This is a genomic window from Chitinibacter sp. FCG-7 (assembly GCF_040047665.1).
In the GTDB taxonomy this organism is placed as follows: domain Bacteria; phylum Pseudomonadota; class Gammaproteobacteria; order Burkholderiales; family Chitinibacteraceae; genus Chitinibacter; species Chitinibacter mangrovi.
Genome location: NZ_CP157355.1, coordinates 3073545 through 3086712, shown reverse-complemented (window position 1 = coordinate 3086712; position 13168 = coordinate 3073545). Strand labels below are relative to the sequence as shown.

Annotated in this window: 10 protein-coding genes; 5 read left to right on the top strand and 5 right to left on the bottom strand. The window is 54.4% G+C overall.

Going from position 1 to position 13168, the window contains the following annotated elements; all coding sequences use genetic code 11:
• Positions 1-91: 91 nt before the first annotated feature.
• The 3 genes from ABHF33_RS14565 to purM form a co-directional block, all read right to left on the bottom strand.
• Entirely contained in the window at positions 92-1345 is a 1254-nt protein-coding gene (locus ABHF33_RS14565; RefSeq protein ID WP_348944623.1) for a DUF3108 domain-containing protein, read from the bottom strand.
• Complete coding sequence (gene purN / locus ABHF33_RS14560) at positions 1342-1983, bottom strand: phosphoribosylglycinamide formyltransferase (protein ID WP_348944622.1); 642 nt, start codon at positions 1981-1983, stop codon at positions 1342-1344. The genes ABHF33_RS14565 and purN overlap by 4 nt, the downstream gene beginning before the upstream one ends.
• Positions 1984-2299: 316 nt before the next feature.
• Positions 2300-3343 (bottom strand): phosphoribosylformylglycinamidine cyclo-ligase, encoded by a 1044-nt coding sequence (gene purM / locus ABHF33_RS14555; RefSeq protein ID WP_348944621.1) that lies wholly within the window; start codon positions 3341-3343, stop codon positions 2300-2302.
• A 210-nt stretch (positions 3344-3553) separates the two neighbouring features.
• On the opposite strand from purM, the gene hda reads away from it, so the two are divergent.
• Entirely contained in the window at positions 3554-4222 is a 669-nt protein-coding gene (hda, locus tag ABHF33_RS14550) for a DnaA regulatory inactivator Hda (protein ID WP_348944620.1), read from the top strand.
• 8 nt (positions 4223-4230) lie between these two features.
• Here the strand turns inward: hda and ABHF33_RS14545 are convergent, their stop codons facing one another.
• Positions 4231-4869: a type II secretion system protein gene (locus ABHF33_RS14545; RefSeq protein ID WP_348944619.1), complete on the bottom strand. Its 639-nt coding sequence runs from the start codon at positions 4867-4869 to the stop codon at positions 4231-4233.
• A 266-nt stretch (positions 4870-5135) separates the two neighbouring features.
• Between ABHF33_RS14545 and leuS the strand changes: the two genes are divergently transcribed.
• The 4 genes from leuS (at position 5136) to rng (ending at position 11134) form a co-directional block, all read left to right on the top strand.
• Positions 5136-7841 (top strand): leucine--tRNA ligase, encoded by a 2706-nt coding sequence (gene leuS, locus ABHF33_RS14540; protein ID WP_348944618.1) that lies wholly within the window; start codon positions 5136-5138, stop codon positions 7839-7841.
• Positions 7842-8124: 283 nt separating this feature from the next.
• Complete coding sequence (gene lptE / locus ABHF33_RS14535) at positions 8125-8655, top strand: LPS assembly lipoprotein LptE (RefSeq protein ID WP_348944617.1); 531 nt, start codon at positions 8125-8127, stop codon at positions 8653-8655.
• Positions 8655-9674 carry a DNA polymerase III subunit delta gene (gene holA, locus ABHF33_RS14530; protein WP_348944616.1) on the top strand — a complete coding sequence of 340 codons (1020 nt, stop codon included), beginning with the start codon at positions 8655-8657 and terminating at the stop codon, positions 9672-9674. Before lptE ends, holA begins: the two co-directional genes overlap by 1 nt.
• Positions 9675-9682: 8 nt before the next feature.
• Positions 9683-11134, top strand: coding sequence for a ribonuclease G (gene rng, locus ABHF33_RS14525; protein ID WP_348944615.1), 1452 nt, complete (start codon positions 9683-9685; stop codon positions 11132-11134).
• Between the two features lie 82 nt (positions 11135-11216).
• On the opposite strand, the gene ABHF33_RS14520 is transcribed toward rng, so the two are convergent.
• Positions 11217-13106 (bottom strand): nucleoside-diphosphate sugar epimerase/dehydratase, encoded by a 1890-nt coding sequence (locus ABHF33_RS14520; protein WP_348944614.1) that lies wholly within the window; start codon positions 13104-13106, stop codon positions 11217-11219.
• Positions 13107-13168 lie beyond the last annotated feature (62 nt).

The following is a 13168-nucleotide window of genomic DNA, read 5'->3' as shown; positions in this document are numbered from 1 at the left end:
AATCAGGCCGCCTGTAGGCAGCTCATGCGCCGGCGTGATGGCCGGCAGCTTCGGGTCGGTTTGCATGCAAACCCTATTTAAAATCTATTCATCAAGGCCGTCGCTGGCTGTGTGCATTCGGGTTGACCCATTCCAGCACTTTTTTACCGTCCAGTGTCAAATTGTAGGCGGATAAATCATAAGTGCCATCCTTGCCAAAATTGAGCACCATGCGCACCGGCAAATTATGCCAATCGGGCGCGAGCCAGAAATCAACCTGACGCTCGCCAGTGCGTGAGCTCATTAGCAGCGCAGGAATTTCCTTACCGCCGATTGTGAGCTGCGCTTCGCCCTTGAGTTCAAACTGCACCTCGGGATAGCGCTTGCGCCCGGAAAACAGCGCCATTTCGTATTTGGGCTGGCTGCCGCCCATCAGAGCCAGATGCAAGGCGGCCGACATCAGATCCTGATCACCCGCGGCAAAAGGCTCCACCTTATGATTTTCGCCTTCACTGAGCGTCACTTCGGCCTTCTCCCAGTCAAAACGCACATCAAATTTGGGCGTAGCAAACTGCTTGCGATACTCGACAAACTGCTCGGGCATCACGCCATGCTTGTCAATTTTGCCACGGCTGATAAAACGGCGAGCATGGCCGGGAATTGGCACATCCAACTGCAAATCATAGCGCCCTGCTTCCAGTTTCCAGTGCAAATACGCCGGGAAACCCAGGTAGCGATATTCGATTTTGACTTCACGCGGAAAGCGCTTGGCCGCTTCACGATCGATCTTGATCGGGTCTGTTTTGCCCGGATCAGCCCGCTTTGCCAGCGTCGCTGACGCCCGCTGCGCTCCAGACGCTTTATCTGCACCAGACAAAAGCTTCACGGTGCTGGCCTGACTCGCGGCAGTCGTTTGCATGTCTGCCGACTGCAGCATATTAGCCGCCGCCAAAGCTGCAGATTCGCTAGCGGCCAGCCCTTCTGCGGTGACCGACGAAGCGATGGACGCCGCTACACTCGCCGTATTCACTGAAGCATTCTCTTGCGTAACTTGCGAAGCCGCTTCGGCCGCCAGCTTGCGCTGCCGGGCCCTTGATGCAGTGTGATCAGTTGTGGCAGGCTCAGATTGGCGCACGGCGACGGGCTGCAACAAAACCATTTGCTGCTCGACGGCTTTCACCTTGGACAACGGATCTGGCGTATCCAGATGATCCAGCGACTGGCTAGCCAATTGTCGCGCCGTTTTTTTCAGCACGGGATCCGCAATCTGGCGATAGCTCAGCCAGTTGAGCATCGGCTCGGCCAGCACCGAAACCAGATGCAGTGTCAGCGACAAGGCCAGAGCCCACCAGGCATATTTGTTCATGATGCGGTGCTAGGAGCTCGCAAAAAGACCTCAGGATTGGCTGCGGCGGCATTTTTCACTTTGCCATCGACCACCTGCAGCTGGTCGGCCACAAACCAGGCCACCGCCTGCGGGTACAGCTGATGCTCTTGCACCAGAATTCTGGCCGCCAGCGTGTCGGCGCTATCGTTATCCAGCACCGGCACCGCGGCCTGCGCAATCATCGGGCCGTGATCGAGTTCGGCGGTGACAAAATGCACGGTGCAACCGGCCAGCTTGACACCCTCATCGATCGCGCGCTGATGCGTGTGCAAACCGGTAAAGGCAGGCAATAGCGATGGATGCATATTGATCAGCCGGTTTTCATAGCGCTGCACAAAAGCGGCGGTGAGAATGCGCATAAATCCGGCCAGCACCACCAGATCGGGCGCGTAGCCATCGATTAACTCGGCCAAAGCCTGATCAAAGCGCTCCCGGTCGGCAAATTGTTTGTGATCGAGCACGGCAGTTTGAATACCGCGCTCAGCCGCCCAAGCCAGACCCGCCGCATCAGGGCGATTGGAAATCACAGCGGCAATATGCGCTCCAGCAATCTGTGCGTTCACAATGGCCTGCATATTGCTACCACGACCAGAAATCAGAATTACAAGATTTTTCATGCGTCATCCATAGGTATACGCCTGTAGCTCAATCTAAATAAAAGCTGCAGGGCAATACCCAAACAAAACAATTACTGCATTATAAAAACAAAAAGCGAGGTCAACGACCTCGCCCGAATGAATGACCAACTCCACTCGCGAAGCGAGATTCCCCTCAATGAGGGGACGGGAGGGGTGGGTATAAAACATAAAGGCTGCAGATTCAAGCCGCTATTGATTAGGTTCGGCTTTGCCGAGACTTGAAAATCGTTATTTCCCACTTCTGTCAACAGCCTGAGCGAGGTCAACGACCTCGCCTTTGTCAGACCAGCATCAATCAGACAACTTGAGTCTGGTGCTCGTCGCCAACACGCTCACGCACCACGCCCAGCTGGTACACGGTTTCGCCTTCCTGAGTCAGCAAGGCTGTCGCGGCTGCAGCGTCTTCGGCGGCCACAATCACGACCATGCCGATGCCGCAGTTAAAGGTTTTGTACATTTCCTGTTGCGCCACATTGCCTTGCTCTTGCAGCCAGGTGAAGAGCTTGGGCATTGTCCAGCTGGCTGCGTCGATTTGCGCGACGACATTGTCCGGCAAAACGCGTGGCACGTTTTCAGTAATACCGCCACCGGTAATGTGTGCCATGCCTTTAACAGTCAGGGTGTCGATCAGTTTCAGCAGCGGTTTGACGTAGATGCGCGTTGGCGCCATGACCACATCGGCCAATGAGCGGCCGCCGTCGAATTCGGAATTGTAATCAACGTGATCCAGATTCAGGATTTTACGGATCAGCGAGTAACCATTGGAATGCGCACCGTTCGATGCCAGGCCCAGCACGACGTCACCGGCTTTGATGTCCTGGCCCGTGATCACTTTCGATTTTTCCACCACGCCCACTGCAAAACCAGCCAGATCGTATTCGCCAACCGGATACATGCCCGGCATTTCAGCGGTTTCGCCGCCAGTCAGCGCACAACCGGCTTGTTCACAGCCATAAGCAATGCCTTTAATCACTTCGGTGGCGCTTTCCACATCGAGCTTGCCGCAGGCAAAGTAATCCAGGAAGAACAGCGGCTCGGCGCCTTGCACCAGAATATCGTTGACGCTCATGCCCACCAGGTCGATACCCACGGTATCATGGCGATTGAGTTCGAAAGCCAGTTTCAGCTTGGTGCCAACCCCGTCGGTGCCGGAAACCAGCACGGGCTCTTTGAATTTTTTGCTGATTTCAACCAGCGCACCAAAACCACCAATACCGCCGAGCACCTCGGGGCGCATTGTACGCTTGGCAAAAGGTTTGATATTTTCAACAAGCTGGTCACCTGCGTCGATATCTACACCGGCATCACGGTAACTTAGACTTTGCTTGTGTTGGCTCATGGGAATGGTCTCGTAGTGGGCGGCGCTGTGAGTTAAAATGCAGCGCCAGATCTGCTAAAGTGCGCATTTTATCGCATTTAGCTGCGTCTGTTGACCCCAGTTTCAGCTTTTATCACACTGAAAATGCAGGTTTATTAAAATATCACCTTGTATTCTCTCTACGGCACTTTCAGACTTGAACTGCATTTTTAATCATATGCCCACGCATCAATGAAGCAACTGATCCTAGATTTTCTGCCCCCGGCGCCGCGCACTTTTGATGATTTTGTGCGCGGGGATAATGCCGAACTCCTTTTCCAGCTAGGCGAATGGGCGCAGGGAGAAGTGCGGGCCTTATATATCTGGGGTGAAAGCGGTGCGGGCAAAAGCCACCTGCTCAGCGCCAGCGAAGCTAGACTGGAAGACGCACTACCCAGTTACTACATCAACGCGCGCCAGAGCATGCTGCCGCAGCAGATCGAAGGCAATGCCGCACTGCTAGTCGACAATGTGGAATATCTGGATGCCGAGCAGCAAATTACACTTTTTGACCACTACAACACCTTGCGCGAAGGCGGCGGGCGGATTCTGGCCAGCGGCAATCTGCCACCGATGCTGCTTGCCCTGCGCGACGATTTGCGCACCCGGCTAGGCTGGGGGCTGGTTTATCAGCTCAAATCATTATCCGATGACGATAAAATCGCCGCGCTGTTGCGCCGCGCCCGCCATCTGGGCTTCGAGTTACATCGCGAGCTGGCCGAATACCTGCTGCAGCACGCCAGTCGCGATCTACCCAATCTTTATCAATTGCTGGAAGAAATCAATACGGCGTCGTTATCACGCCAACGCGCGGTAACGCTGGGCCTGATCCGTGAAACGCTTAAATCAAATCCCGGCTAAATCAGCCATCACGGCAGCACCCTAATCCCCACCGAACCATTCCCAGCCAGCGCCCAGCAATCGCCACCGTCATTGGTGTACGCCGCAGCTCCGGCCTGCGTGGCGGCATTGGCCGCCGAGCTGCGCACATTGCCCGTGGTCGGCACGCCATCATCAATCGCCCGATCCAGCGCGCAGACAAAACGCACATCCACTTCCTGTTGCGTCGTGACACCGGCACTGGTTTGCGTGCCCGGCGTCATATAGTGATGCGCAGTCGTATAGTTGGTGATTGCCGCACCTTCAGTAATCACCCAGGGCACGCCAAACACACTTTGCATATCGGCTGCACTCAGAATCCCGGTATTGACCAGCAAGATCGGTGCACTATTATTTTCCAGCAAGCCCAGGCTGCCATTTTTTGCCCCGGTACACAGCGTTTGCGTGGTCACCAGCGCGGCGCAGCCATCACCCGGATAAGCGCCATATTTTTCGTAATAGACGTTGAATGCGGCCTGCATTTTATTCACTTGCGCGGCCATATTTTTTACTTTAGCGCCGTCAATCAAATCCTTGCCTTTAAAAGCTGCGCCAAGGATCAGGCCGATAATGACCAAGACAATAGCCATCTCGACCAGGGTAAAACCAGTTTGCCGGGGATGAAGCATCTTGAAGCCTCCTGCACGAGTGATTGAGCACTTTTATCGGGACTTCAGTTTAGATATCCGCCGCAATAATTTACAAGCCAAGTAATAAAAGAATTTCAAGCCCTGTACCAGCTGCCAATTCAAGCGCAAAGCCATATCACTAGCTCACAGCAAGCTCGACACAAGGCCGGTGCAAAAATCGCGCCCGCACGGTGGCAAAGCAAACGTCAAGCGAGTCCGGCTCAGGTATAATCGCCGTTTTGATATTTTCGACAACGCCGCCGACCATGCAAGAACAGTACTCACCGCTCTCCGTCGAAGCCGCCGCCCAAAGCCATTGGGATGAAACGCGCGCATTTGAAGTCACTGAAGACACCAGCAAACCGAAATACTATGCCTGCTCGATGCTGCCTTATCCATCGGGCAAGCTGCACATGGGTCACGTGCGCAATTACACGATCAATGACATGCTGGCGCGTCATCTGCGGATGAAGGGCTTTAATGTACTGATGCCAATGGGTTGGGATGCCTTTGGCCTGCCGGCCGAAAACGCGGCGATTGCCTACAAAAAATCACCGGCCGAATGGACTTACGCCAATATCGACGACATGAAGTCGCAAATGAAGCCGCTGGGCCTGGCGTTTGACTGGTCACGCGAAATCGCCACGTGCGATCCGGATTACTACAAGTGGAACCAGTGGTTCTTCTTGAAAATGCTGGAAAACGGCACTGCGTACAAAAAAACCCAGATCGTGAACTGGGATCCGGTTGATCAAACTGTTTTGGCGAATGAACAAGTGGTGGATGGCCGCGGCTGGCGTTCGGGCGCGATCGTCGAAAAGCGCGAGATTCCCGGCTACTACTTCGCGATCACCAAATACGCGGATGAGCTGCTGAACGACATCGACACGCTGGAAGGCTGGCCAGACATGGTACGCGCCATGCAGCGTAACTGGATCGGTAAATCCGAAGGCGTGCGCTTTGCGTTTAATCACGACATCAAAGACGCCGACGGCAACTTGGTACAAGACGGCAAGTTGTACGTGTTCACGACGCGCGCCGACACGATTATGGGCGTGACTTTCTGTGCCGTGGCGGCTGAGCACCCGCTGGCGACGCGCGCGGCAGAATTGAACCCAGAACTCGCTGCTTTCATTGAAGAATGCAAAAAAGGCGGCACGACTGAAGCCGAACTCGCCACCCAAGAGAAAGTGGGGGTATCGACCGGCCTGTTCGTGACGCACCCGCTGACTGGCGCGCAAGTTGAAGTCTGGATCGGTAACTATGTACTGATGGGTTACGGCGATGGTGCAGTCATGGCCGTACCAGCGCACGACGAGCGCGATTTTGCTTTTGCCAAAAAATACAATTTGCCGATCAAACGTGTAATTGCTCCAATAACTAACACATTGGCTATTCCTCAGAACCGAGTTAGCGCCAATGGCACAGAACAAATTGCTACAGTAGTAATCAATCCAGAAACCGAAGAAATTCTAGAAACTTGGAGCTCCGAGTTAGCAGAACCTGGTATCTGCTTCAACTCAGGCAAATATAACGGCCTGAAACAACGTGAAGCAATCGATGCAGTTGCCGCTGATTTGGCAGCCAAAGATGCCGGCGAGAAAAAAACCACCTGGCGTCTGCGCGACTGGGGTATTTCCCGCCAACGCTACTGGGGCACACCAATCCCAATCATCCATTGCGATTGCTGCGGCGATGTACCGGTTCCGTACGATCAACTGCCGGTCGTGCTGCCAACCGACTGCATTCCAGACGGCTCAGGCAATCCACTGAAACATCGCGAAGATTTCCTGAACGTTGACTGCCCGAAATGCGGCGCGCCAGCGAAACGCGAAACCGACACAATGGATACCTTCGTCGATTCGAGCTGGTATTTCATGCGCTATTGCGACCCGAAAAACAGCGACGCGATGGTGGGCGACGGCACGGCTTACTGGATGGGCGCCGCAAACAATGTAGCTGGCGGCATGGATCAATACATCGGCGGGATCGAGCACGCGGTCTTGCACTTGCTGTACGCGCGTTTCTGGACCAAGGCGATGCGCGACGCAGGCCTGATCAATTTTGGCGAGCCGTTCAAAAATCTGTTCACCCAAGGCATGTTGCTGCGCGATTGCTACTACCGCGAAGACGCAAGTGGCAAAAAGCGTTGGTTCTATCCAGCCGAAGTACAGGTGCAGCACGACGAAAAAGGTCGCCCAATTGCGGCGATTGCGGTTGAAGACGGCCAGCCCGTGATCATGGGCGGCATCGAGAAGATGTCGAAATCGAAAAACAACGTGGTTGAGCCCAAAGACATTATCGAAAAATTTGGCGCCGATACTGCGCGGCTGTTCACGATGTTTGCTGGCCCACCAGAGCAAAGTGCAGCTTGGTCTGACTCCGGCGTTGAAGGCGCATATCGCTATCTGCGTCGCCTATGGACGTATGGCTTCAAAAACCTTGATGCCATTAAGGCCGCGAGCAATACCCTTGACGGTATTGAATTGAGCAAAGACGACAAAGCGCTGCGCTTTGAAGTACACAACACACTCAAGCAAATCAACCTCGACTACGAACGTCTGCAATACAACACGGTCGTGTCCGGTGTGATGAAGTTGCTCAATGCGTTGGAAGGCTACAAGGGCGAGAACAGCGCGGTGATTCGCGAGTGCTTCGGCATCTTGCTGCGCGCCATTTACCCAGCGGCACCGCATATCGCGCACACGCTGTGGAACGAGCTGAATTATGGTGCTGGCATTGCCACGGCGGCGTGGCCAGAGCCGGAAAGCGATGCGCTGGTGCAGGACGAAGTCAAGCTGATGGTGCAAATCAACGGCAAGCTGCGCGGTGAAATTCATGTCGCCAAAGATGCGAGCAAAGAAGCGATTGAAGCGGCTGCGCTCGCCGACGAAGGCGTGAAAAAACATCTGGAAGGCGCGCCGAAGAAAGTGATTATTGTACCGGGACGTCTGGTCAATATCGTCGCCTAAACCGGTAGTACCGTGGTTGACCTGTGGTCTGGCGCTTCACGCGCACGGCCGCAGGCAGCGCAACAGCGGGCAAATCGTACGCCCAGCGGCCGGTTTTAGCGACACCAGCCGAAACATTGACCGCTGGGCAGCTTCAAAGCAAGACACTTACCCAAACCGGCGACTGTATTGGCATTGCATCTGTGAAATTGGATCAGAACTGCATTTGAAAATTGCAGCAGGACTTGATTGAAAACTGCATACACAATCAAGTCATCGACAAGTTTAAATACAAGGAGTTTTCATGCCTTTGCACCTTCGCACCCTGCTAGCCGCCCTACTCAGCCTGAGCCTGATGGCGTGCGGCTTTCATCTGCGCGGTCAGGGTCCAAACTCAACGCTGCCCTTTGCCAGCGCCAAGCTGATCGGTAATGGCGGCGCCTTTCAGGATTTAAGCCGCCAGCTCGGTTTAATGAAAATCGACCTGAATTCGCCAACGCCTGAAATCACCATCCAGATCCTGTCCGAAGGCATGGATAAGCAGGTACTGAGCGTCAATAGCAGCGGTCAGGTCGCCGAATATCGGTTGTATTACCGCCTGCACTTTAGCGCCAGCAAAGTGGGCGAAACGCTGATCGACGACAACGCAATCTCCTTACAGCGCAATATTTCCTGGGATGAGAACAGCGTATTGTCCAAGGAAGCCGAAGAAGCAAGCCTGATTCGCGAAATGCAGCGCGATGCAGCCGGGCAGATTATCCGCCGGATTAATGCTGCGGCCAAAAATGCGGGCAACGCGTCTGCAGCAAACAGTAGCAACGCGACAGGCCAATAATGCGCCCTGACGAACTCCCCCGGGCGCTGCAGCGCGGGCTGGCTCCGCTGTATGTCATCCACGGTGACGAGGCGCTGCTGGCGCTGGAAGCGGCGCAACACATCCGCGATGCGGCGCGTCAGGCAGGCTATAGCGAACGCGAAGTACTCACGGTGGAGAACGCCGCCCATTTTCAATGGTCGCAGCTGCAAGCCAGCGGCGCGACCATGTCGCTTTTTGCCGAACTGCGCTTGCTGGAATTGCGCATTCCCAATGGCAAGCCCGGCACTGAGGGGGGTAAAGCGCTGGAGAGCTTTGCCAGCAACCTTCCCAGCGATATACTCACCATTATCACGCTACCCAAGCTGGACAAAACTGCACTCAATAGCAAATGGATGCAGGCGCTGGCGAAAGCGGGCGAAGTGATCGAAGCCAAGCTGATCGAGCGCAGCGCCCTACCACAATGGATTAATCAGCGCCTTAGCCTGCAAGGGCAAAGCCTGGCTGACGACGCGATGACCTGGCTGGTCGACCGCGTCGAAGGCAATCTGCTCGCGGCACATCAGGAAATCCAGAAACTCGCCCTGCTGCACCCCAAAGGCGTCTTGACGCTGGCCGAGCTGGAAGCTGCGGTGGCCAATGTGGCACGATACGACGTTTTCAACCTCGGCGAAGCGGTGCTCAGCGGCGACGCCAGCCGCGTCTGCCATATGCTGGCCGGGCTGCGCGCCGAGGGCGAATCGCCAGTGCTGGTGCTCTGGGCGCTCGCCGAAGAAACACGAACACTGTACAAATTTGCCCAGGGGCGCTCGCGCGGCGTTGCCGCAGCGCAGCTGACCAAAGATTTGCGCATCTGGGGCAATAAGCAGCGCTTTATCGAAGCGGCGGCCAGCCGCGTCAATGCCAAACGCCTGAAAGCCGCCCTGCAGCTCGCCCGCCGGATCGATGGCCTGATCAAGGGCATTGGCGATGGCGATGTCTGGAACGAATTCACCGACCTGGCTTTACTTCTGATCAACCCCGGTACGCAGCGGATTTAACAAGCCCTATGAAAGAACAGATTCTCGTCAATATCACCCCGCAAGAAACCCGCGTCGCAACGATTGAAGACGCCGTGGTGCAGGACATCCATATTGAGCGCACCGCACACCGGGGCCTGGTCGGCAATATCTATCTGGGCATGGTCAAGCGCGTCTTGCCCGGCATGCAAAGCGCCTTTATCGAAATCGGGCTGGAGCGCGCGGCTTTTCTGCATATTGCCGACGTTATCCAACAGCGGCAAAATCCAAATGAAGTGCAGCGGATCGAGCGCATTCTGCACGAAGGTCAGGCGGTGATGGTGCAAGTCATCAAAGATCCGATCGGCACCAAAGGCGCGCGCCTGTCGACCCAGATCAGCATCGCGGGCCGTTTTCTGGTCTTTTTGCCGCAAGACAATCACATCGGCATTTCGCAACGCATCGGTGACGACGCCGAGCGCGATCAACTGCGTAAACGCATGGAAACGCTCTTGCCCGGGGATCATTGCGGCTACATTATTCGCACCAATGCAGATCATGCGTCCGATGACGAGCTGCGCGCCGATATTGATTACCTCAATTTGATCTGGGCCGATATCAAACAAAGCGCACAAACCAAGCCGGCCAAATCGCTGCTATTTCAGGATTTATCGCTGCAATTGCGCGTCCTGCGCGATATGGTCACCGAAGAAATCGAAACCGTCCACGTCGATAGCCGGGAAAATTTTGGTCGCATGAGCGAATTCGCCGCACGCTTTGTCGCCGACGTGCTGCCTAAAATCCAGCATTACGCGGGCGAGCGGCCGCTGTTCGAGCTGTATGGTGTTGAAGCCGAGATCGAGCGCGCGCTGAGCCGACGTGTCAACCTCAAGTTTGGCGGCTATCTGATTATCGATCAGACCGAAGCGATGACGACGGTGGATGTCAACACCGGTGGCTTTGTTGGCACGCGCTCGTTTGACGACACGATTTTCAAAACCAATCTGGAAGCGACGCAGGTAATCGCGCGTCAGCTGCGCCTGCGCAATCTGGGCGGCATTATCATTGTTGATTTTATCGACATGGATAATGAAGAACACAAAAACGCCGTGATTACCGAGCTGAAAAAAGCACTGGCACGTGATCGCACCAAAATCACCGTCAGCGGCTTCACCAGCCTGGGGCTGATTGAAATTACGCGCAAACGCACGCGCGAATCACTGGCGCACATCCTGTGCGAGCCCTGCCCCACTTGCCAGGGACGCGGCGAAGTGAAAACCCCGCAAACGATTTGCTATGAAATTTTGCGCGAGATATTACGCGAAGCGAAGCAGTTTAACGCCAGCCAGTACCGCATTCTGGCCTCACAAGCCGTGATTGATATGTTCTTGGACGAAGAATCGGCCAATCTGGCGCAGTTGGTTGATTTCATCGGCAAACCGATTTATCTGCAGGTGGAAAGCGCGTACTCGCAAGAGCAGTTTGATGTGGTACTGGTTTAATCTGTGCAGATTATAAAACGAGAATGGGTATTACCCTGTAGGTCATACTGCAATTGCTCTACAGAGCAATACCCACCAAACATTAATCCTCAAATTCATACAAATGATCACGCACATCCTGATCAGGCTTAAAGCCCGCAACGCACTCTTGCAGGATTTCGATAATCCGCCGCGAATCATTCGCCGCACAGGCCGCGCCCAGATCGGCCATCACCTGAGCCAGTTCATCCGGACTTAAACAGCCTTCATTGGCTTTCATAATCCGCGGATGCTCGGTGCCGCTGACATTGTCGCCAATCAGCAATTCTTCATAGAGCTTCTCACCGGGACGCAGGCCGGAAAACTCGATGGCGATATCGCCATGCGGCGTCGTATCATCTTTGACCTTAAAACCGCTCAGGTGAATCATGCGGCGCGCCAAATCGACAATGCGCACGGGTTTGCCCATATCCAGCACAAACACCTCGCCATTACCACCCATCGCCCCCGCCTGAATCACCAGCTGCGAAGCTTCCGGAATGGTCATAAAAAAGCGGTTGATTTCTGGATGAGTCACTTTCACCGGGCCACCTGCCGCAATCTGCTTGCGAAACACCGGCACCACCGAGCCACTGGAGCCAAGCACATTGCCAAATCTGACCATACAGAAGCGGGTTGAGGACTTTTGCATCAAGGCAAAGGCTTGCAAAATCAGCTCTGACATCCGCTTGCTCGCCCCCATGACATTGGTCGGCCGCACGGCTTTGTCGGTGGAAATCAGTACAAACAATTCAACGCCGGCCTCGATCGCTGCGGCTGCAGCCGCATAAGTGCCAAAAGTGTTATTCAAAATGCCTTCGGTGACATTAAATTCAACCAGTGGAACGTGTTTGTAGGCTGCGGCGTGATAAACCGAATTCACCTCATAGCGCGACATAATCGCCGTTAAACGCATCTCGTTCTGTACCGAGCCCAGTACCGGATGCAGCGAAATGTCCAAACCCTGGTCACGTATGGTGTGAATTAATTCCTGCTCAATTGAATACAGTGCAAATTCGGACAATTCGTACAGTACCAGCGCACTGGGCTGATTTTTAATGATCTGCCGACACAACTCGGCACCAATCGAGCCACCTGCACCAGTGACCATCACCACTTTGCCGCTAATATTTCGACGCAACAACTCTTTATTAGGCGGCACCGGCTCTCTACCCAAGAGCTCGTCCACTCCCACCTGCCGGGCTTCGATCGGCCGGATTTCGGTATTCACCAGATCAGCCATACTCGGCAATATCCGCACCTCTACCGCGAGTGGTTCCAGCTGATTAACCAACTCGATTTGTCGCGAACGCGACGCAGAGGGAATCGCCAGCAAAACCTGTGATACCTCCTGGTACTCGATTTGTTGCAGCATTTGCTCATTGCTAAACACTTTCAAGCCGCCAATTTGCAAGCCTTGCTGCTCAACCGCATCGTCAACAAAACCTATCGGCTCGTATTCATGCCCTGCACGTAAAGCCACGGCAAGCTGACGGCCTGCATTGCCAGCACCATAAATCAAAACCCGCTTTCGTTCGGAAGCAAAGGGCGCGAATTTGCGCAAAATGGAGCGGGCAGCAAAGCGGCTAGAAATGATAATGATCAGAGCCAGCAGCCAGTAAATGAGCAATGAGCCACGCGGCACGCCGGTAATCTGAAATAGCTGCAACGCGGCGACAAAAAACAGCGTCGCCAAGGTGACTGCAGTCAGAATCGTGATCACAGCCCGATCCTCGATATAGCGGATCACTGCGCGATACAGGCCAAAACGGATAAAAAGTGGCGCTGCAATAATTGAAGGGAGCAAAAATACCCACCAGTCATACTGCAGTGGATAAGCCCAATTGTCCAAGCGCAAGGAGATGGCAGCCCATAATGCCAAAGGTAAAAGTACAAAGTCTGCAGCGAGAATAATCAGGCTTTTGATGATGCGGGGCAATGCTACTGCTTTCATTAACATATCAAACACGTTAATCCAGTATTAGTCCGGCAATTACACAGGGCAAATTGATCAAA

Coding starts and splice junctions, on each gene's coding strand:
- ABHF33_RS14565 (WP_348944623.1), bottom strand. CDS start 1,345: ATGAACAAATATGCCTGGTGGGCTCTGGCCTTGTCGCTGACACTGCAT.
- purN (WP_348944622.1), bottom strand. CDS start 1,983: ATGAAAAATCTTGTAATTCTGATTTCTGGTCGTGGTAGCAATATGCAG.
- purM (WP_348944621.1), bottom strand. CDS start 3,343: ATGAGCCAACACAAGCAAAGTCTAAGTTACCGTGATGCCGGTGTAGAT.
- hda (WP_348944620.1), top strand. CDS start 3,554: ATGAAGCAACTGATCCTAGATTTTCTGCCCCCGGCGCCGCGCACTTTT.
- ABHF33_RS14545 (WP_348944619.1), bottom strand. CDS start 4,869: ATGCTTCATCCCCGGCAAACTGGTTTTACCCTGGTCGAGATGGCTATT.
- leuS (WP_348944618.1), top strand. CDS start 5,136: ATGCAAGAACAGTACTCACCGCTCTCCGTCGAAGCCGCCGCCCAAAGC.
- lptE (WP_348944617.1), top strand. CDS start 8,125: ATGCCTTTGCACCTTCGCACCCTGCTAGCCGCCCTACTCAGCCTGAGC.
- holA (WP_348944616.1), top strand. CDS start 8,655: ATGCGCCCTGACGAACTCCCCCGGGCGCTGCAGCGCGGGCTGGCTCCG.
- rng (WP_348944615.1), top strand. CDS start 9,683: ATGAAAGAACAGATTCTCGTCAATATCACCCCGCAAGAAACCCGCGTC.
- ABHF33_RS14520 (WP_348944614.1), bottom strand. CDS start 13,106: ATGAAAGCAGTAGCATTGCCCCGCATCATCAAAAGCCTGATTATTCTC.